This window comes from Candidatus Zixiibacteriota bacterium (assembly GCA_016933955.1).
Classification (GTDB): domain Bacteria; phylum Zixibacteria; class MSB-5A5; order GN15; family PGXB01; genus JAFGTT01.
Genome location: JAFGTT010000026.1, coordinates 47,896 through 69,561 on the forward strand (window position 1 = coordinate 47,896; position 21,666 = coordinate 69,561).

Consider the following 21,666-nt stretch of genomic DNA (forward strand, 5'->3'; position numbering starts at 1 on the left):
GGTTAATCCTCGATGATTTCATATGACGTAATAATATTGGCCACTCCTTTGAGAGAAAGACTCACCGAACAATATTTCTCCTCGGACATCTCGATCGCCTGTTCAACCTTTTGCGGGTTAAGATTATTTCCCCTCAGAATAAATTTTACCTCAATCCGATTGAACGGTTTTGGATACTGCTCCGGTTGATGTCCTCTGACTTCGATATCGAGTCCGGATACCTGCTGTTTCATTTTTTTCAGAATATTGAGAACATCGACTCCGGTGCATCCGGCTAATCCGAATAAGACCAGTTCGACCGGATTATAACCGTTTTCATTACCTCCTGATTTACGGGAGGCATCGGTGGCAATCGGGAGACCGAAAGCCGAAACACCTTCGAATCTCATACCGCCCGTCCATTTAACTCTGGTCTCGAACATACCATCATCCCCAATTTTCTGTTATTTTATAATGACTTTATTATAGGCATTGTTCCCTAAAAAACAAAGTTTTAACCGTCCGAATAGACCCGTATTGGGACTATTCCGGCAGTGATTATTATAGGGGGAATCTGAATGGGTTGAGTTGCCGCTTGAGTTCATCAGGTGTCCGTGCGGGCCTTTGACAAGCAAAATCACGACAAACATAGGCAATTGTGGTATCATTACCACGACCTTCAAGAAGCGGGATGGCCTCATCTCCCCGGTCCGAAACGACTATTACCCGGTGCGGCAGGTAATGCCTATAAATGACATCCATAAGGACTGTTCTATCCTGTCTCCCTACCACGACTATTTCCGTTTTGGGCGAATATCTGAAATCCAGAGCTGTTACGGCTGATATCAAACCCGATGGCATTCCGATCATATTACCCGACAGGAGCTCAAGAGATTTTTCAGCCTGCTTTGCAAAAGTTTCCCGGCCAGTAATATCGGCCAGTTTAAGGAAAACCTGGATAAGAATCGAGCCCGGGGCCGGCAGGGCTCCATCGCCAATATCCCTGGGCCGCATGAAATGATCGGATTGATTGGCCGGGGAAAGAAACAGGTTCCCGGATTCATCGGAGAAAAGATCAACGGCCTCCCCGGCCAGACCCGCCGCCATATTAATCCAATCATAATCATAACTGATTTCGTACAGATCGATCAGCCCGGCTGCCAAATAAGCGTAGTCTTCGAGAAACAGCCCCGGCGAAATCACTCCCTGGCGATAGGAATGAATCAGTTTTCCATCATGGTACAAATTTTCTTTTATAAAATCAGCGGCCTTCAGCGCAACTTCACGATAACGGATATTACCTGTTACCTGGTATCCCTTAGCCAGACCCGATATGGCCAGACCGTTCCATGAAGTAAGAATTTTATCATCAGTGACCGGTCTGACTCGTTTTGACCGCACCTCAAAAAGAATCTTCCTCGACTCATCGATTACTTTTTCGAATTGCCCATCATCTAAACCGAAGCCGGTTTTATACTCAATTGAACTATTGTCAATATTGGGGATGTTGGTGTTTCCCTCAAAATTACCTTTCTCGGTAATATTGAAATAGTGACAGAAAATGTCAGATCTATCACCCAGTAAACGCTTAATTTCGGCCCTGGTCCAGACATAAAATCGCCCTTCTTCGCTCTCACTGTCGGCATCGATACTGGAATAGAAACCGCCGGAACCATCCTTCATTTCCCGAATCATGAAATCGAGCGTTTCCCTAACAATTTTCCGGTAAAAGTCCTTTTGGGTCAGTTGAAAGGCTTCGCTGTATACGACCGCCAGCATAGCATTATCGTAAAGCATTTTCTCAAAATGCGGTACCAGCCAGAGGGAATCGGTGGCATATCGATGAAAACCTCCGCCGATCTGATCATAAATGCCGCCGCGGGCCATTGAAGTAAGAGTCTGCTCGATTGCCGCCAGAATCTCCGTCCGCCCCGAATTGGCATAGATTTTCATCAGGAAGGAAAGCTCGGTCGGATGTGGGAATTTAGGGGCATTCCCGAATCCGCCATGAATCCGGTCATAATTATTTAAGAGCGATTCTGCGGCCAACATCACAATAGAGCGATCCGGCAAAACGGAATCAGTACTCGCCCGGTATGACGATTGCAAGGCCGTCACCAGTCGCCCGGCATAATCCTCAATCCGCGCCCGATCGGTCTCATACATCTCGATCAATTCGGTAAGCAGGCGTTTGAATCCCGGACGGCCATAACGATCTTCGGGCGGGAAGTATGTCCCGGCGAAAAAGGGTTTCAGATCGGGGGTTAAAAAGACCGACATCGGCCATCCCCCCGAACCGGTGACAGCCTGAGTGGCGGCCATATATATCTGGTCGAGATCCGGCCGCTGCTCCCGATCAACTTTGATGGAGATAAAATGCTCCCTTAGAATTTTGGCAATCATCTCGTCTTTAAAAGATTCCCGTTCCATTACATGACACCAGTGGCAAGACGCATAACCGATTGATAGAAAAATCGGTTTGTCCTCCTTTCTGGCTTTCTCCAGCGCTTCCTCCGACCATGGATACCAATCCACCGGATTATGGGCATGCTGAAGCAGATATGGAGAGCTCTCCCTTATCAGATGATTGGTGTATTTATATGTATCCTTAACTTGCGAATTCAAATCCATACTTCAATCCTTCGTCGTTCCGACCAATACTTGACCGGGGACGCTTGTCATAATATTCAATGACCCGAACAAGTGCAAAATCCCGCCATATTTATTGATATAAACCGGAGGGATATTTTAATGTTCCGAAATAATGTTTAATATCAGTCGATATTCAAATCGGTCGAGAGAAAAAGAGAGATGGTCGCTTTAAAGAATGGGATCGTGCGGTTATCACCGGCTTGATTATCATAGTCGGTGACTCTCTTCAAGCCGCCATTAAAATCCATAAACAAATGATCGAAGTAAAAACCTGACAGATAAATCGTACCGATTACGGTTTTTTCGACCGTACCGGAAGGAAAAGATTCATGGTAATCACTTTCCATTTCAAGCCATGGTTCGGTCCAGGGATCATCGTACCGCCCCTCTCCCCGGCGCTGGTATGTCAGAGCGATAGCCGCCTTTTGATGTGATTCAAACCAGTGGGTCAACACAAGATTCACGCGATCAAAATCCGGTCCCATCGGATAACCGAGTAGTTCGCCCCGGTTTTCATAGCGGTTGAGTTCCAGTTTTTGATTATAAGTTCGGTTGGCGATCCGAACATATTCGATCTGCAAATCAATGAAATTAAAAAGATCGATGGTATGCACACCGGCCAGCCAGGCGATTTCCGGCGGTTCCCGGTCACCGGGTTCGTCATCATCGATCTGAAGATCGTCAACCAGTACCTGACCATATAATTTATGCCGGTTGTTGATATACCAGCAAAGATCCAGACCCAGGAAGGTATTGTCGTCGGTATTGTCGTTGAGTTGCACGGCATGGTAAAATAACAGGGGATTGAAATACGACAATGACAAACCGCGTCCCATCCCGCCATAGATTATAGTCTCGAATAAACCCAACTGTAAATTGTCATAAACTCTGAAATCAATACGATGTCCGGCAAAATAACGGTTTTCATAGACTTCGATTGAGTCGGTTAAGAGAAGGCTGGAATTCAACTTCCCCGTCTGAAAAGTGAAACCCAGTCGGCCCCACTTCAGACGAAATGAAAGAGCATCCATCGAACGAGCGGTCGATGATAAAATCAGGGAATGAGCGACCGGGCCCCAGAAGGATGAGTAACGACCGACAATAATATCGATTCTTTTGGTGGAATAGGCTATATAGGCATTTTCCGTTTCCCCCCCGGCACCATGCCATATTTTGCCGGTGTAATCGGGATTGTCAGCCAGCGCTTCATCTATCAGGAAATTACCATATACAAAGACATTCTTAAGCGGTCGGGCGGCCAATCCGCCCCGGAATGATTGATACACCCTTCCCCGAATATCGTCCGCACCACGGAAATTCCCAGCCGCGAAAAGAAAAATCGTCAAGCTATTTTGATCGGGATGATTGAGAGTTTTAACCAGGGGATTGTTGATCCGGATAGTCTCGAAATCGTACGGTCCGACATTGTAATTATAATTATAAAAACCGGAACCAATTTCCTCGTGACGAGCGGATTCGTATAGAAATCCATATTCGGGCTGATTGACGGGAAGAAACAGGGCCGCCTTAAGTGATATGGCCAGACAGACAATAATTATGGTCAGAAACAGTATTTTCCCGAGATATTTCATCGGCTGTCCTATGCCTGGTCGGCATGATTGACTACGAGGCGCCGTTTCCCTTAAAAACCGCCGGAACGGTTTTCATCAGGATCCGGAAATCCTCTTTCAACGACCAGTGGTCGATATAGTGCAAATCCAGTTTCATCCATTTATCGAAATCGACATGATTGCGTCCGTTGATCTGCCAGAGACAAGTCGCTCCGGGTTTGACCGATAATTTTCGCCGTTGCCATGGTTCATACTGCTTCACTTCCGACGGTAGCGGGGGCCGGGGACCGACAAGCGACATATCTCCCTTGAGAATGTTGATAAACTGGGGAAATTCGTCTATGGAAAATTTGCGTAAAATTCTGCCCACTGGTGTCACCCGCGGATCATTTTTGATTTTGAACACGGGCCCGGTCATCTCATTTAAATGCAGCAATTTTTCTTTCTGCTTATCGGCCCCGTTATACATCGTACGCAATTTGTACATCTGGAATGTCCGGCCATTCTTGCCGCATCTTCTCTGCTTGAAAAAGATCGGACCTCGTGAATTCAGCTTTATGGCTACGGCCGCCGTCAGAAGAATCGGGGAAGCGATTATCAGACCCAACAGGGCTCCCAGCTTATCGCCGAAGTTCTTGAGAAACCGGCCCAGATCGGTTCCATTCACGGTCCGATAAATTAAAACCGGGTGGCCATTAAGATCGGCCTGATGACAATTCGATAGCCGGGGCTGGTAGAGGCCGGAAAAGATACATATGTCCACACCCATTTGCTCCACCACGTTGAATACGTCATGGCTGGCCCCGAAATCATCGGGTTCAACTGCCAGGATAACACCATCGATATGATTTTGAATAATTACTTCCGTCAAACGCCCGGTATCCCCCAAAAGCGGGATATCGTGATATCGCCATAGTCTTTCTGCGCGAAAATCGATAAAACCTACAAGGCTTATGTCGGGGTTATTATCACTCATGATAAGATCGACCGCGGCCCGGGCTCGTCGGCCGGTACCGATTACCAGCATCTTTCTGGCTCTGGCCGTCTTTCTGCCATAGGCAGTCAATTTTTGATTATAACTGCGCCAGAAAATAAATAGAAATGATTGAATAGCGCCGTTAATCGACAGGTACAAACCCAGAGTCTCGCCTGATAACGAATATCCGCTGAAATAAACAATGGCCGTAAGAATCAGGGCAAATTTCACCTGGCCGATGACAAATGTCTTTATACTGGCTCTCCTGACGCGGATGGATGTAAGCCGCTCTGATGGTATGGCAAAACCGGATGCCAAATAGGCGGCCACAATTAAAACCATCATAACCGGTAACGATCCGCCACCAGAAGATATTTTATCGGTAAGCCATAGTCCTATTGGCAAAAGAAGCAGCTTTATTCCATGATATAACAGCGTTTCGATTTTGAACGGGATTCCTGCGGCCGTTTTCTTGACCCCGGCAGCTTTCTCGATATCCCCGGTAATGATTCTGTGAGGTGATATGGATTCCCGGCGCAGAGATTTTACGGCGGCTGTATCCGCTGAAAAATTCATTAATTTGCTTAACCCCTTTTTAAAGCTCCCTCTTCGCTTTATTTCGACGACTCTGTCAATACCTTTAGCATCCTTCGAGCTTATCATTGTCTTCGGCAAATCCTCATGATAATCGACTATTTCATTCATTTTTTGCCTGTGGATGCCGGCCATATGATCCATCTTTTCTGCGGAATTGACTTCCATGCTTCTTCTTCATTATTGTTGTATGAAGCCGTTACTCAACCGGTTATCCTTTGCATCCGGCATCGAATCAGAAACCGTAAATGATCGATCCGGTGCGAAAATCATTTGATTATCCCTGGATCTGCGCTCGGTCCGCCAATAATTTCCGGCCGGCATTCGTTCAAAAGCCTCGACCAGTCTGTTAATGGGACAATCGACCGAAATCGCCAGCGAGAGATAACCATCAAGCTGTTTATAACGGCCGAGATTGCGTGCGACAAAACCGGCTTTCTTGAGGAAAAACTGCGCCCGGGCGGGATTATCAACCCGGATCAATAAATGATTACCGCATCCCGTACGACATGTCACTCCGACCCGGCGTAATCGTACCATAAGGCACAAAATAATCTCCCCCATCTGGTCATCATCAATCCGCAAACGATCGAGATGATTGAGAACGGCGGTGGCCGCGGCCACCCTCAGAATTTTAGCCTGTTCGCTTATGTGACCGGAATCATATTCCGCCAGGGTATCCCGGTGGGCCAACAGACAGCTGACCGGAAGGGTATCCAATCCCATGGTTCTTCCAAATGACTTCAGGATTATTAGATGACGATATTCGGCGACCAGATCGGCAAGAGAATCGCCTGGATATTGACTGCCGGCATCATCAATAACCAGGATGGCCCGGGGACATCCGGAAAGAATCAATTCAATGTCAAAACGGCTGTACTCCGTTCCCGACAGGTGATTGGGATTATTAAGAAAAACGATTCGCGCCTCGCGGGCGGATGCGATTAAGCCGTCAGGATCGGCTGTAAAGGGTGATGGCCCGTAATGAATCTCATTTCTTATTCCGTATTTATCCAGAATAAGACCGGTTTCATCATCGGCCGGACCGGATATGACCGCCTTTTCACCATAACGGCAAAACGATTTTATCAGTCGTTCCAGCGTATAACGGTGTCCGGAGAAAAGCCCAAAATTCGTTTCGGGAAGTCCGAAATACCGGCTTAGCCTTCCATTCAGCTCCTTTTGATATTCCGATAAATTACCATGATTGATCCGATTATGGATCAGTTGCTGTATCTGCCGGATAATTGATGTTGAAAGATGTCGGTCGATTCCTGATTTCCAAGAATTCAAACGGAATTTCTGATTGGAATCAGGGATGTTGAGACGGATGAGATTTCCCGATTTTCTCTGATTTTCGGCTTCCATGTCTTTTGGGGTGGTGCTTTCCATGCTCCTGAAACTCCCGACAAATTTTTAATCAATCATGGGTCCCGACGGGCTTCCTCGATTTCTCGAGTCGGGTGATTCTGCTCGGTCCGAATTTTCCCGGCCGATCGTTCATAAATTCTGCGAAATGATTTGCGAATAACCGCAGGCACCAGGTTCTTGGTTCTAAATATCAGGGACCGTTTCCTTCCCAGGCTCCGGGATGTCTTCTCGATCCATTCCTGTTCGTGGGTATAGGCTTCATAGCGAATCAGGCGCGGTGAATATAAAAGCGCTCTTTTGATATCATCGAGTGACTCCGATTTGACCTCTTCCAGTTCGACATAGGCATGGCCGATCTCATGAACCAGATGGGCATCACTACCGGCCACCCGGGGAAGATCAGGATGCATCAATGACCAGCGGTCGGCCGCAACCACATCTTCGGGTTTATCATGAAAATTGACTGTTTCGACAAGATCAATACGGGTCATGATACGAGCGAATTCCTCACCGTCGAAAAGCCGTTCCTTCTCGCGGCCGAATACAAGTCCGGTACGGGGGCGATAGGGATGCGGCATAACCGCCAAACCTCCCTGACTATGAATTTCATCCATGACTTCGAAAATGTTTCGAGAATTTATTTCATCTTTGAGAAACAGCCCGATCAGGTGGGTTCCGCCTTCGCAGGTGATTTCCATACCCGGGATGATAGTAACTTTCCTGGCTATTTTGCGGGCCAACCTGCAGGCCGACATGGTATCATGATCGGTTATAGCGATGGCTCCGAGACCCATTTCCTCGGCGCGGCGGACTATGGATTTGATACTGGTATTTGAATCAAACGAGTGTTCCGAGTGAATATGCAGATCGATTCTCATCGCTTCCTCTCATTCTCTACCTTCCGTTTTTTTATTATTGCAAGACCAATGCCGGACCGGAAAAATTTTGCACATATGCACCTAATGCATTGATTAACAATATGATGCGGACTCGGTCGGATGTTCTGTGAAAATACTACAAACCCTTTTTCGGAATCCAACCAGAAAAGATTTCCGGCCGGTGGAGCTTAAAATTTCCATATAAATTAAGAGCGTCCGGAAGTCAGGATCTGACCCCGGACGCTCACTGGAAGGTGAGAATGGGTAAATATTACTGTTGCCTTTAAAGCCTATCGATTATAAATACCGAGGTAGCAATACCTCCAATGATAGATACTGTCGTGGATATGGTTTTCAGCCAGTCGCGGTCCTTTTTGATTTCGATCGGGACATAGAGAACATCTCCAAGCTCGACTCTTTTACCGATAGTACCACCCCCTGAAAAAACCCGTCCATCGGCCTTAATCAACCGGGTTCCTTTTTTATCCGCCTGGTTGGTGAAATTTCCCGCCCGTTCGATATAATATTTAGTGTTTTTACCGGCTACATATTTGATGGTTCCATTGGCGCCCACCGCCCCCATAACCGAAACCCCGGTCGGGATATCCGGAACATAGACATAATCTTCATTCTGCAGAACCAGATTACCCTGTTTTCCATTGGAATTCATAATCTGATTAATATCGATTATAATCCGATTGACATCATTGGGATGAAATACGCCGAGTTCCACCCTTTGAATATTACCGGTAGAATCCTCGCGCAACGGATGAGTATGGGCAATAATTTCAGGGAGTTTCTGGCGTTCCAGATCACGAGAAATCGTATTTCGGGTGAAAATGGTTCCTTTCGGAAAGGCATTTTCGGTAAATCCGCCGGCCCTTTGAATCAAATCATAGAGGGTCTCATTTTTCGATAAAAGGGCATACTGGCCGGGATACATGACTTCGCCATCAATGGTTGCCGTAAGTTGGTGCGACCATTCGGGAATCTTTCGAACAAACAACCGGTCGTCCTCGCAAAGCCGATAGTGGTGCATCCCAGGATCGGTCAGATCGATTTTTATGGCCGAGACACCCCCAAGACTGTCGGTCCGGGCCAGCTCGATATTAATCTGGTTGGCGTTCTTATTGAGACTCCCGGCCATGAAAATCAAATCCTCAACCGTCATGTTGTCATAAAGAGGATATTGTCCGGGTTTTTTTACTTCACCTTCGATAGAAACGTATTCCTTCCGCTTCACTTCATCGATACTGTAAATATGAAGGGAATCGAGATCACACAGGGGATAGTCCATGGAACCATCGATAACTTCTTTCAAATCAATCGGGATGATTTCCACCCGCCGGTCGGCATAACGGCGAAAAAGGTTGGCGCGATCAAAGTAAACATCACTCGGAAGCAATTCCGCCTGGTCGAGTAACGATCGCAGGGTAGTCGAATCGGTCCTTTCGAACTGCCCCGGATGTTTGACCATCCCGGCCACAGCCACCACATTGCGTTTCATATCGTAAATGGAAAAAATCGTCAAATCATCACCATCGATCAATTCGATATCATCAACTTCTCCGATGGCATCGTTAAGATTGAGATCAATAACATGGCGCTCGTCATCGGGCGAAATTCGGACCAGCATAAGGCGGTCGAGATAAGCCTCCGCAGTCGGCCCTCCGGCCAGTTCCATCAACTCGCCGATGGTCTCCGAACCTTTCAATTCATAAATGGCGGGACGCTTGATCTCACCCTTGATAGTCACCCGCGGTCCCGAAACGGGAATAAATACAGCATCTCCCGAAGACAGGCGGATATCACTCCGGCTGTCACCTTTGAGCAGAAACTGGTATAGGTCTGCCGAAGTCTCAACCCGATTATTACGAATAAGTTTGATTTCGCGCATTGAACCCCGCTGGTTCGGGCCGCCGGCTAGGTAAAGGGCGTTGAATAGAGTCGTCAAAGAACTGACCGTGTACGCGCCGGGTTTCTTCACCTCGCCGGTTAGATATACACGAATGGATCGGATTTTACCCAGAGAGACCGACACCTTGAAATCGGTATAAACACCTTCGAGTTTCTGCCTGACCCGGGTCTGAAAATCCTCGAGACTCATACCCCAGGCGATAATTTCCCCCGCCTTGGGAATGAATAACTTCCCCTGACGATCAATGGTAAGGTTGTACTCGGTTTCAACCCGGCCCCAGATATAAATAATCAGATTATCACCGGGACCGAGAATATAATCGGTGGCCGCCGCCAGCTCTGATGGCGGCAAGAGTTCGGCAGGTGAAGCAAACAGGCTGTATCCAAACGGCTCCAGCCGAGTTATTTTCTCCTTGTGCCCGGAGGTGAGGCTGTCTATCGATGAATCGATCGGAATTGCATTCTCCGGAGGTATCCCATACAAATTTTGGGTAACATAACCGGTATCGGTTTGATTATTTTTCTGAAGCAGATAACTCTGCAGATTCTTATTATCCAGCGACTCACAAAATGCCGGCCGAAACCAGCTGACAGCCACCAGGATTATTATCAGCAACAGCAGAATTAGAAACTTTTTCATCATTCACCTTCCATGATATTTTTTTCCATTCTCGGTGGCAGTCTAATGCAAACCCGGTGCCGCCTTCTTTCAATCAAAGTATCACATTATCGCACAACCGGATACGCTTCAAATGGATTTGTCTGAACAACCCCTGATGGTAAAAATATTCTGCCGGTTATGGAAAAAATTTCAGATAATCAAGTAATCACCCAATATTAATGGGCTTATCGAGTATCTTATCCGAACCATCAATCACTCGAAAGAGTTGCATCCGGGAAAAAAAATTCGTATATAATAACCATGGATCATAAACCTGTTTACCTGTCAAAAGAGGGTTTGCTGAGACTGGAAAAAGAGCTAAAAGAGCTCAAAACAGTCGAGCGACCGAAAATCATTTCCGAGATCAAACGGGCGATGGAAATGGGCGATCTTTCTGAAAACGCCGAATACCATGCCGCCAAAGAAACCCAGACCCATATTGAGCGGAAAATCGCTGAGTTGGAAGATAAACTAAGTCGGGCCAGGTCGGTTGATACCACCAATATCCCGTCCGACAAAGCCTACCTTTTCGCCCGGGTGCTGGTTCGGGATCTCGATGATGATGAAGAAATTGAATATACCCTGGCGCCACCCGAAGAGACCGATATCGACAATGACGTCATCTCAATACAGTCTCCAATCGGAAAGGCCCTGCTGGGAAAAGCAGTTGGTGATAAAATCAAGGTTAAAGTGCCGGTCGGGGAAATAGCCTACGAAATAATGAAAATCTCGCGGGATTAAATAAAAAAAACCGGTGCCACCGGCGCCCGGGCTTTAATTTCGACGTTATTTCTTTTTTTAATTCAGTATAATTCTTCTTCGTCAATCGAATTCAAATCCAGATCGTCTTCTTCATAGAAATCGGTTTCATCAAGTCCGGCATCGTCGTTATTATCATCCTCTTCGTCCAGATCATCGATCTCCACTTCAGCGGCCATATCGGCACATTCAATGGAACAAAAGGTTTGCCCGGCCTGTTTTACGGCTCGCCCCGAAAACTTTTCACCACAGAAATCGCAGATCATTTCGAACCTCCCTTAAGATTCCTTATAACTTGGTCTGAATTATTGGATATAGTATTGTCATAATCCACGACCGGAGATTAATAAATTTCAATAGCTGCCTAATCTTCCAATTTTTTAAAGTTGTTTCGTCAGTTTATAACAAAATTTAACCTGACCCGGGGTTCAAAGTAAACAAATTTTCACAGCGTCTTCCGGGTGCCGGGAAGATTCGATTATGTCATTGCGCTGTAACAGGATAAATTACCGGTCGAAATGTCAGGCAATTTGGCGTGCTAAATTTCGGGCGCTTTCATCCCATATTCCGCCCACTCCTCCTTGGATGGTCCGAAAATACCCGGAACTTTAAGGCCGGCTTGGCGCATCAAAACGGTCAATTGACCCCGGTGATGGATTTCGTGATCGATAATTACTTTCAGCGAAAAATTCTTCTTCCACATCTGGCCATACATATTATCCTCAGTCTGCAAGTCGGCGTCATCCCAATTCTTTTCCACCTGCGCCTGAAGTGAGGAGGCTACCCGATCATAACCCTCCCGAATTTCCCTGACGGTTTTGGGTAGCGGCGAATCGGCTTTGGGTCCATCGAGTTGCAAACCGGTCCGTTCCGCCATCTCCGGAATAGTGGTGACCAGATGCCAGGCCAGCCGGGCTACATTGCGGTGCTCAGGGGTCACTTCTTTGGCAAGCGCCTGATCGGTAATGGCGTTTAAAACGCGCCTGGTTCCGTCGGTATGGCTCTTCCAAACTGATGTAAATTCCTCAATCGTATGAAACATAAAATACTCCTGAAATAAAATTATTGGGTCGTCTAAAAATAAATACGCCGAAAATTAGCATCACCTAAAAGGGAAAGCAATCACTTTTGGCCGACAACCCCGAATACATATCCTTGCCAAAGCCATCCCTGAAAATTATATTGAAGAGCGCAATAATTTTAATCCGATTCTGGATAGGAGAATCGATTCCGGGAATGTGATTCTCCCGGTTTCCAGAACCCGTAATCGATGGGAGTAAAAATGTCGATTTTTAAAATATATCCGGTCATAATCTGTCTGATTACCCTGCTGGCTTTCCCCACTGTCTCCCCGGCCGACGAGACTGAGATACAATCCTATGATATGTTCATCAAGTATCTGCCGGAAACGGGGAAACTGGAACTGGAAGTCATTATGGAACTAATTAAATCACCCGGCTCCGATGATATCAAGTTTATTTTCAATACTCAGGCGGTTACAGCGGATATTCAGACGATGGTGGAAGGAGAATGGATCGGAGTCCCGAATAAAATCGATCGGCAAGGCAATCTGTTTATCGGTATCCACCCTGATCAGACAGGTCTCAACCGGATAAAATTCAAGTTTCTGTATTCTTACCTGATCGGCGCCATTGAAGAGAAATTTGTGCTTTACCGGGAACACCGCTGGTATCCTCAACTCGAAGGTCAATTGGCCCGGGCCAGACTGGTGATTGAAGTCCCGCAGAAATATATGGCCATTTCGGGGGGCCGGCTGGCGGAACAATCAACTCAGGAAAATGGCACGAAGTATGTCTGGGAAAGCGGATTACCGGTCTTCAAGATTCCTCTGTTGATTGCCCGTGATAATAATTTCCATCGTAACAGTGAAAAATACGGGGGCGGCGAAATAGTTCTTTATTGCCAGATGAACCATCGCGATGAGGCTGGTAATATCTTAGTCGAGGCGGCCGATGCCATGGAATTTTACGACGATGCCATCGGTCATTTACCATACGACCGTCTCACCCTGGTAGAGATATCCGATCTAAACGGAACCGATATCAACAGCGGCCTTATTTTTATGGGTCCTCAAAATATGGAAGCTTACGGGCAGGGATCCTATGAATCGCTTTTATTTCCGATTGCCGCACTCTGGATCGGGGCCGGCGCCTTCCCGGAATATATGAGTCCGGGATTCTTTTTTCTTTTAATATCGGTCCCCCATCATCTGCGTTTGATGTTCACCCATTCCATGGATGGGGTCGAGCAGTTTGAGCAATCGCTGAATTTTGCCATAGAGCAATATCGCCCGATAGCCGAAAGCCGTAATGATCTCGCCCTGTATGATATAAAGTCCCCTGATACCGCCGAAAAAGGTTTTATTCTATATGGCAAAGGACCATATGTTCTGGATCTGATCCGAAGGGAGTTGGGCGATGAAAATTACTGGGCTTTTATTCGTGACGTTTTCGATAATTATCTCGGGAAAACCTTCACGCTCGAGGATTTCCTGGAACGGCTTTCTCATTATGGCGACGGCAGTCAGGGCGAAAGGCTCCGAATCCTGCTCCATGAAAAGGGGCTCCCGGAGTGATTATGAGGGCAACAACCTATTTGGATGGGTCAACATATGTAAACTGTCCGGGATTATCTTCGCCTGATCGTCTGAGGGCTCTTGATAATCGGGATGATATTATTTAAATTAAAAGTATATACTCCAACCGGCCATTATATGAAACGCGATTAATATGAAAAATGTCGTTATCTTGAGTCTGCTTGCGATAAGCTGTTGGCTGATTATATTTGTGTCAGGTTCCGGCCGGGCCATATATGATTTTGAGAAGGGCATCTCGCCGGTTTATAAAATTGGCGGCAATGAACCTTATGTGGCCGTTGGCGTGCATAATGTCGGTCGAATCGGCTTGACCATTTCTAACCAGGGTCATTTCGGTACGGGTTTTATAAGCGGCGCCTCAGACCCATTCGGCGGCGGCGATGCGCCGTCATGCACATATCCCTATCCGGGCCAGTTAAGTTACCTGTTTGCCGGCGCTTTCTGGATCGGGGCCGTGGTAGGACGGGATACCCTCGTTTCGGTCGGGGCCGATGGCTGGCATGGCACTCGCGAACTCTGGCCTGATCCGGCACCCCGCGGAGAGGTAATATACCATTCAATTCTCAATGACGATGATGAGGAGGCGGTTTCGGAACAGGATTTTATCGCCATGTACACTGATACCTTGACCAATACACAGTATGTTGAGATTGATCCTATCGACGGCCGGCCTCATATCCCGTTGGGGATTGAGGTCACCCAGCGTAGTTATGCCTGGAGTTATTCCTATGCCGAGGATTTCGTCCTGTTCGATTACTCAATCAAGAATATCGGCTATAAGGAGTTGAAAAAGGTCTATATGGGCATTTATGTCGATGGCGATGTAACCGTCAGTGAGGGCGGCCAGGGATATGATGATGATATCTGCGGTTTTCGCAGAGACCTCGACTCCCCCTTCGGATGCGGTTTCAAAGATACTATCAATATTGCTTGGATTGCAGACAACGATGGCAGTTCCATAGGCGGCATGTGTCCCTATGATAATTACGCCCTGACATCGGTTACCGGCACCCGGGTGGTCAGAACCCCGTCCGATTCGCTTAAATATTCCTTTAACTGGTGGATTTCCAACGGCGCCGCCTCCCAGGATTTCGGACCGCGGATGGCGGGAACACCCGATGATCCGTTTCGGGATTTTGGCGGTTTTCTTGGCACTCCCGAGGGCGATCGTAATAAATATTATATTATGAGGCATGAGGAGTTCGACTATGATCAACTCTTCTCGGCGGTGAACCATACGTCCGAAGGATGGCTGCCCGGCGGAACCGATTCTTACCTTTTCGCCAGAGGGTTCGATACCCGTTATCTGCTGTCTTTCGGGCCGTTCGATATTTCGCCGGGGGAAGTCTTGCCGATAAGTTTCGCGTATGTTGCCGGTGAAAACTTCCATACAAATTGCGAGGCATTTGAAGAAATTTTCGATCCCCTTAATCCGGGGCCATATTATAATCAACTCAGTTTTACCGATATCGGACGGAATGCCATGTGGGCTTCATGGATTTACGATAATCCCGGGGTCGACACCGATGGCAATGACGACAGCGGCAAATACCGGATTTGCGTCTACGACTCTCTAATTCTGTTTGATACTCTTGATTATGACCCGCTAGTGATAGAAACCACGGTGGTGTACCTCGAATCCGATACGGTTTTTTATGAGGGCGACGGCGTTCCCGATTTCCGCGGCGCCTCCCCCCCGCCCCCACCGGAATTATGGGTCATAGATACAACCGGCGATACTCTATACAGTCGCATTCATCCGCGGCTGACTGAATTCCACACGGGTGAATTCCGGATCCGCTGGAACGGTCTCCGCTCCGAAACCACCCGCGATTATTTTACCAACCTGGTTGATTTCGAGGGTTACCGGGTTTATGTTTCACTCAGCCCCCAGCCGACTGATTTCGTTCTGTACGCTTCCTATGATGTCGAAGATTATAATAAATATATCTGGAACAGCCGGCGTCGATTGTGGGAGTTGAAAGATGTGCCTTTCTCGATCGATTCCCTGACAATACTTTATGGCGATGACGGCGTTTTTTATCCTCTCAATTATTCTCTGGAATCGCCGCTCTACTGGTATGATTCGACTTTCTACTTTACCGCCCAGGATTGGAATGCCTCGGGTTATCTCGACACCAATCAGATTTATAAAATCTATCCCGATCAAGAGCCGCCGACCACTCTCAATCTTGATACCGCCCGGATTCATTACCCGGAGGAATTGACCGAGGAGGGCTTTTTTAAGTATTATGAGTACGGATTCAATGTGAAAAATCTCCTGCCGTCAAGATTGTACCAGGTGGCCGTAACGGCCTTTGACTATGGCTCACCCAGCAGCGGGCTGCCATCGCTCGAGATTCCCCCGGCCCGGAACTCGATCGCGGAATACGCCCTCAACAGCGGTCAGGAGGTCGAGCGCGGCGGTCTGAATGTTATTGTCTATCCCAATCCATACCGTCTCGATGCCGATTATCTTGATCTTGGCTTTGAAGGACGGGACTATATCGATTCGGCCTTCGGGGGGCAAGTGGTAATCCAGGAAGGCCTGAACGAACAGCGAACCAGGTCGATTCATTTTATCAATTTACCGCATAAATGCACTATCAGGATTTTCAGTATCGACGGCGACCTGGTACGGGAAATCGACCACGATTTCCCCGAAGGCTCGCCACGAAGTATGCATGCCCGCTGGGACCTGATAACCCGCAATACCCAGGCCGTGGTTTCGGGAATTTACTATTTCACTGTCGAATCGGAATATGGCAATCAGATGGGTAAAATCGTAATAATTCTATGAAATAACACATCTTGATAGTACCTTCAAAGGAGATAACAATTGATGCGGATTTCTCCTAAATATACCGCCTTTGACTGGAAAGAATTGAATTTCCTCTCCGAAGATGAATGGCTGAAAGCAATCGATATTTTCCACGACCGAATAAACGAAAGATTCCTGTATCCGATCTCATTAATCGAAGAAACCGACTATTCCGGATTCGCCGTTCTCGCCCTCGATTGCCTGCTAATCGAAATGCTTCAGCAATTTTATCGAGGTGTCTATCGAACTCCCGCCGGGAAATCAAAAGAATACTTCGTCTCCTTTCTGACCGAAACCCGTTTCGGGGAATTTTATGACAATCGCCAGGCCGAGTTGTTTTATCGCCAGATCAGGTGCGGGATACTTCATCAGGCGGAAATCAGGGGCAGTTCCAGAGTACTCGCCGATCCCGACACTCTCCTCGTCAGATACTCCGATGATAATCGCGGCTTGATTGTCAATCGACGCAAATTCCATCAGTTGTTGATGCAGGAAATATCCGAATACACCGAGCGCCTGAAGGACCCTGCCAATAAGGAATTACGGTCTAATTTCAGGAAGAAAATGGTCTCGATTTGCAGAACGGCCTGCGAGATAATCTGAAATATGGCATTTCAACTCCTCTTCTTTTATTAAAATTCAAACTCATAACAAGAGCTTTAACATCTCAAATCACTCGGTCGAGTTTTTAAACTAAATCCAATTCATTGTCTATCATAATATTATGGAAAAATGAAAATAATTGCGAAACCATGTAAACATTTCTTGACATTATGTCGTATATATGTTATAATTAGTATATGATTGATTACATTATGTATACAATAATTTTCATATGGATCAGATAAAACAGAAAGGAGAGGTTTATTGAAACTGGGAAATGACCTTAAGAGATGCCGGTTCGATAAGGGTGATCTTTCACAGGAAACACTTGCCGAGGCCATTGGAGTGACTCGCCAGAGTATAATATCGATCGAGAAAGGCCGTTTTGTTCCTTCAACTCTACTGGCGTTGAAAATGGCACGGTATTTCAGCAAACCGGTCGAGCAAATATTCTTCATTATCGATGATAATGAGGACTGCTAATCTTATCGCCAACAAAAGGAGAATTATCATGGAAAACACAATCGGTATTATCATAAAAATGATCCTGGCTTTGACCGTAATTATCGGTGCCCTTCTTTATTTCATTATTCCGCGAACCAAGCTGGCCGGAAAATTAAAAATGAACGAATCGGTCTTTATCATCACCAGCGTTACCGGTATCATCTGTGGAGCAGTTGGTCTGGTGGTCACATTGTTTTGGCCCGAATATATTGTCAATCTGCACCTGTGGGAATTTATCATTATGCCTTTCATCCTGGCTAATGTATACTGGGGAATAATCATGAAAACCCGCAAGACCGTCAAAATCCTTGATGAAAAACAGGTTTTTGATCTGACCAATGCCGCCGCTCTCACCTGGGCCGGTTCAATCCCGGCCATGGTTGTCATTTTTCTCCTCTATAGCTGGGGAATTGTCGACGGTGTAATCTGGTTTCCGTTTTATTTTTTTATAACACTTCTGTTCTTTTCAATCAGTACTTTATTTTGCTTTAAGAAGTCCTGAGGATAAAACAGCTATATCACGTTTCATTTCCACGTCTCCAAAGGCATGGAAATATGATTATAATATTGATCTGAGATATTTTTAAACCAGGGATAATTCTATTTCAGCAGTCGGGCTTCGACCATATTAAGAGTGGTCTTCGAAACAATATAATCGTCAATATTCTTAAAACCCAGGACATGTCCTTCGGGGTTGATGAATTCAATGGTGAGATCGTACTTACCGGGCGCCATTTCAAAATCGCCGACATATATTTTCCCCGGAAGGTACTGGGCCGATCTCAGATCGGCGTTTTCACTGATATCGGTAACGGCATCGATAGCCAGTTTGGCCAGCCATCCCCCGGCCTTACCGTCATCGACTTTCTCTTTCTGCCGATGGGTTATCAAGCCTTTGGCTACGGCCCGGGCCACCGTCCGCAAATAGATTAAAAAACGTTTGGCTTCGAAGGTTTCTCCGGCCACCGCCGCGACATCCTCGAGCAACTGCAATTCCCCGATAAATACTCCATCGGCCAGTACCCGGATACGGCTGATATTGCTAGCTCGTCTGACAATTACCGGAATGGCGAACTTGAAATAATAATCTTCGGATATTTTCATGGGAATATGGCCATATTCGGTATTTTTGCGCCAGGGATTGGTATAGAGAATCTGAACCAGATCGAGATTTTTATCGGTCCGAAGCCTGAGATTGAGCGGTTCTTTGACCGGGGCCAGCCCGGCCAGACCGATGACACTCAGGATCGTTTTATTTTTATCTTCCGGTACGAATCTTACATCGGGCTCGGGGAAATCGTAAATATGAGGCTGTTCGGCAAAAGCGGCCCCAAGATAATCCCGGTCGATTCGGGCATCATCGAATTTCCCCTCGGCGGCGTACATATGCATACTCAAATAGCGGGCAAAGGCGTCGTTGTTGAACCGGACTTCTCTGGCTTCGTACTTTATATCCACTTTGATGGAATCGGTTTCTTTGGCCTGTTCGTATTTATTGGCCATATCACGGTATTTTTGTTCCAGCAGGTTAAGTTTTTCATTGGCCCGCCGCACCTCGACAAAAGCATCCTCGAATTTCCCCAGTTCCAGATAATTGAGAGTTTTGATCAAATTACTGTATAATATCTCGTAATCCTCGCCGGCATATTCCAGGACATTGTCGTTAAGCAGAAGCGAGGCCGCGGCTCGCGACAGACTCCTGGCGTACAACTCATCGGCGGCTTGCTCGGCCGCGTTCAGGCGGGCGTTGCTGGAATCGTAGGAGACGGCATAATGATAAAGCAACCCGGCATCGATATAATACAAAAAACGGTCCTTTCCGGCGAATTTATCTTCCTGCCGGGCCTTTTCCATCGCCGCCACAGCTCCATCGTAATTTTCCTTTTCCAGCTCGGCCGTGATAGGCTTATAGAAACCCCTTTGAGTGGACAGTGTACTGCATCCAGCCATCAGCAGAAAGCAGGACAGCAACCCCGCGGTCGCCATCCTGCCGATATGGATTCCGGAGATCAACAAACTTACCACTTGGTTTTGCTCTTGGAGATTTCTTTCTTAATCTTCTTGGTTCCGATCCAGACCTTTTCCATCGATTCGATATTGATCATCTCCAGATCGGTCTGATAGAAAACCACCCGGGTCCCCTCGACTTCATCCACGATAGTCTTAATCGCTCCCAGCAAAATAAAATCCGCTCCGGTCTCGTTACGAATTTTTTTCATCGTTTCCGCCGAGGCGAATTCCTGCTGCTCGAACCGTTCCTCGCGGATTTCCTGGCGCTGGTCGCGGCTGGCCACGAATCTGACCTTTCCGGAATTGATCAGTTCCCGCTCGAAATCAGTGGTGAAAACCTCGGTATCGATATGTTCCGAGCTCATATTTCGAATCGTCCCGACGGTCACCACCGGTTTTTTGCCGTTCTTCTCAACATAGTCGGTTACCCAGGCCCGCTTAAGGCAATCGTCAACCGTCTCTTCGGCCACCAGGCGGGCATCGGTATCGTTCCACTGTCCGCTTAAATCGGTGACTGTTTCCGGTTCCAAGCGATACACTTTTTTGGATGATCCGCATCCCAGCATGAACACCAGGGCCAGTCCGATGATAATGATTTTTTTCACGTCAACTCCTTCCTTTGAGAATTAAGAAAATTCCATTCTTTTTTATACATTCGATCATTGAATTTACGATCGGCATATATGGTCGGCAATTAAAAATTTTTTATTGATTCTTTTGTCACCGGACATCTTGTCGGATTTTCCGATAAAATCCTCGCCATTAAAGGTAAATGACCCTATATTATTTCCCGGAGGATATAATCATGTCAAAAATCCGGAAAGAAATCGATTGGTCCGAGGGTGAATGGAAAATCATGCTTGAACGCCAACGCCGGTATATGTGGCCGGAGGATTCGGTACTTAAATTTGCCCGCTGGCTGGGACTACACCATGGATTTACTGCCGTTGATATCGGGTGCGGATTGGGCTATCTCGGATACACCTACTGGCCCTATTTCGGGCGCCGCGGTAAATACTATGGGATTGATCACTCTTTAAAACTGCTTCGTCAGGCGTCACAAGCCGCCCGGGGATGGGCTAAAGGCGGAAAAGCGGTATTCCTGACCGGCGATGCCTATCACCTTCCGTTCGAGGATAATTTTGCCGACTGGGTCATGTGCCAGACGATTTTGATGCACCTGGTTGAGCCGGAACGAGCCCTGAAAGAAATGATTCGAATATTAAAACCGGGCGGGTTGATTATGTGCGATGAGCCCGATAATGTCGCCTCGGGATTGGCCCGGGGGTATTTTTCGGTTCCGGAAATGAAACTGGAGGATCAATTGTTGTTCAACAAAATGATCCTGCTGGCCAACAAGGGTAGAATAAGACTCGGCCGCGGCGATAATTCAATTGGCTCTCGTCTGCCGCACCTTCTTACAAATCTGGGGATGACAGACATCGGGGTCAGAATGAATGACGAAGTTTTTTACCTGGAGCCACCTTATGACGACCCCAGACAAAAGCATCGCTTCGAAGGGATAAAAAGAAACATGTTTGATCCCAAAATTCAGAGATTCTGGTTGAAAAAAAACCGCGAGGAATTTCTGACCGGGGGCGGGAAACCGGAGGAATTCGACCGCCTTCAGAAACTGACCAGAAAATACCGCACCATATATAAAAAGCAGATCGAAAACAGGAGTCTTGCCATGTGCGGCGGGACCTTATACTATATTACCAAAGGCCGAAAACCAATGGCAGGATAATTATCG

General features: G+C 47.0%; 18 protein-coding genes. 7 read left to right on the forward strand and 11 right to left on the reverse strand.

Features of this window, described 5'->3' with window-relative positions:
• Positions 1 to 2: 2 nt before the first annotated feature.
• From JXQ28_08675 to JXQ28_08705, 7 genes are all read right to left on the reverse strand, one after another.
• Positions 3 to 422 carry an OsmC family protein gene (locus JXQ28_08675; GenBank protein MBN2277804.1) on the reverse strand — a complete coding sequence of 140 codons (420 nt, stop codon included), beginning with the start codon at positions 420 to 422 and terminating at the stop codon, positions 3 to 5.
• Between the two features lie 118 nt (positions 423 to 540).
• Entirely contained in the window at positions 541 to 2,610 is a 2,070-nt protein-coding gene (locus JXQ28_08680) for a thioredoxin domain-containing protein (protein ID MBN2277805.1), read from the reverse strand.
• Positions 2,611 to 2,753: 143 nt separating this feature from the next.
• Positions 2,754 to 4,223: a hypothetical protein gene (locus JXQ28_08685; protein ID MBN2277806.1), complete on the reverse strand. Its 1,470-nt coding sequence runs from the start codon at positions 4,221 to 4,223 to the stop codon at positions 2,754 to 2,756.
• A gap of 31 nt (positions 4,224 to 4,254) precedes the next feature.
• Positions 4,255 to 5,754 carry a sugar transferase gene (locus tag JXQ28_08690; protein ID MBN2277807.1) on the reverse strand — a complete coding sequence of 500 codons (1,500 nt, stop codon included), beginning with the start codon at positions 5,752 to 5,754 and terminating at the stop codon, positions 4,255 to 4,257.
• Between the two features lie 198 nt (positions 5,755 to 5,952).
• Positions 5,953 to 7,164: an aminotransferase class I/II-fold pyridoxal phosphate-dependent enzyme gene (locus JXQ28_08695; GenBank protein ID MBN2277808.1), complete on the reverse strand. Its 1,212-nt coding sequence runs from the start codon at positions 7,162 to 7,164 to the stop codon at positions 5,953 to 5,955.
• Between the two features lie 32 nt (positions 7,165 to 7,196).
• Positions 7,197 to 8,021: a PHP domain-containing protein gene (locus tag JXQ28_08700; protein MBN2277809.1), complete on the reverse strand. Its 825-nt coding sequence runs from the start codon at positions 8,019 to 8,021 to the stop codon at positions 7,197 to 7,199.
• 283 nt (positions 8,022 to 8,304) lie between these two features.
• Complete coding sequence (locus JXQ28_08705; protein ID MBN2277810.1) at positions 8,305 to 10,581, reverse strand: SLBB domain-containing protein; 2,277 nt, start codon at positions 10,579 to 10,581, stop codon at positions 8,305 to 8,307.
• Positions 10,582 to 10,860: 279 nt separating this feature from the next.
• On the opposite strand from JXQ28_08705, the gene greA reads away from it, so the two are divergent.
• The gene (greA, locus tag JXQ28_08710; protein MBN2277811.1) at positions 10,861 to 11,340 is read left to right on the forward strand and encodes a transcription elongation factor GreA; all 480 of its coding nucleotides are present in this window, start codon (positions 10,861 to 10,863) and stop codon (positions 11,338 to 11,340) included.
• Positions 11,341 to 11,402: 62 nt separating this feature from the next.
• Here greA and JXQ28_08715 read toward each other — a convergent pair whose 3' ends face one another.
• Both JXQ28_08715 and JXQ28_08720 read right to left on the reverse strand, forming a co-directional pair.
• Entirely contained in the window at positions 11,403 to 11,624 is a 222-nt protein-coding gene (locus JXQ28_08715) for a hypothetical protein (protein MBN2277812.1), read from the reverse strand.
• 272 nt (positions 11,625 to 11,896) lie between these two features.
• The gene (locus JXQ28_08720) at positions 11,897 to 12,400 is read right to left on the reverse strand and encodes a DinB family protein (protein MBN2277813.1); all 504 of its coding nucleotides are present in this window, start codon (positions 12,398 to 12,400) and stop codon (positions 11,897 to 11,899) included.
• Positions 12,401 to 12,640: 240 nt separating this feature from the next.
• Between JXQ28_08720 and JXQ28_08725 the strand changes: the two genes are divergently transcribed.
• From JXQ28_08725 to JXQ28_08745, 5 genes are all read left to right on the forward strand, one after another.
• Positions 12,641 to 13,954: a hypothetical protein gene (locus JXQ28_08725; GenBank protein ID MBN2277814.1), complete on the forward strand. Its 1,314-nt coding sequence runs from the start codon at positions 12,641 to 12,643 to the stop codon at positions 13,952 to 13,954.
• 211 nt (positions 13,955 to 14,165) lie between these two features.
• Positions 14,166 to 16,775 (forward strand): hypothetical protein, encoded by a 2,610-nt coding sequence (locus tag JXQ28_08730; GenBank protein ID MBN2277815.1) that lies wholly within the window; start codon positions 14,166 to 14,168, stop codon positions 16,773 to 16,775.
• Between the two features lie 42 nt (positions 16,776 to 16,817).
• Entirely contained in the window at positions 16,818 to 17,399 is a 582-nt protein-coding gene (locus JXQ28_08735; protein ID MBN2277816.1) for a hypothetical protein, read from the forward strand.
• A gap of 270 nt (positions 17,400 to 17,669) precedes the next feature.
• Positions 17,670 to 17,882, forward strand: coding sequence for a helix-turn-helix transcriptional regulator (locus tag JXQ28_08740; protein MBN2277817.1), 213 nt, complete (start codon positions 17,670 to 17,672; stop codon positions 17,880 to 17,882).
• 28 nt (positions 17,883 to 17,910) lie between these two features.
• Positions 17,911 to 18,405: a hypothetical protein gene (locus tag JXQ28_08745; GenBank protein MBN2277818.1), complete on the forward strand. Its 495-nt coding sequence runs from the start codon at positions 17,911 to 17,913 to the stop codon at positions 18,403 to 18,405.
• Between the two features lie 98 nt (positions 18,406 to 18,503).
• On the opposite strand, the gene JXQ28_08750 is transcribed toward JXQ28_08745, so the two are convergent.
• Together JXQ28_08750 and JXQ28_08755 are read right to left on the reverse strand one after the other, a co-directional pair.
• Positions 18,504 to 19,928, reverse strand: coding sequence for a hypothetical protein (locus tag JXQ28_08750; protein MBN2277819.1), 1,425 nt, complete (start codon positions 19,926 to 19,928; stop codon positions 18,504 to 18,506).
• A complete protein-coding gene (locus JXQ28_08755) occupies positions 19,922 to 20,479 on the reverse strand; it encodes a penicillin-binding protein activator LpoB (protein ID MBN2277820.1) in 558 nt (185 codons plus the stop codon). Before JXQ28_08755 ends, JXQ28_08750 begins: the two co-directional genes overlap by 7 nt.
• 239 nt (positions 20,480 to 20,718) lie before the next feature.
• Between JXQ28_08755 and JXQ28_08760 the strand changes: the two genes are divergently transcribed.
• Positions 20,719 to 21,660, forward strand: a complete 942-nt coding sequence (locus JXQ28_08760; protein ID MBN2277821.1) for a class I SAM-dependent methyltransferase — start codon at positions 20,719 to 20,721, stop codon at positions 21,658 to 21,660.
• Positions 21,661 to 21,666: the final 6 nt, after the last annotated feature.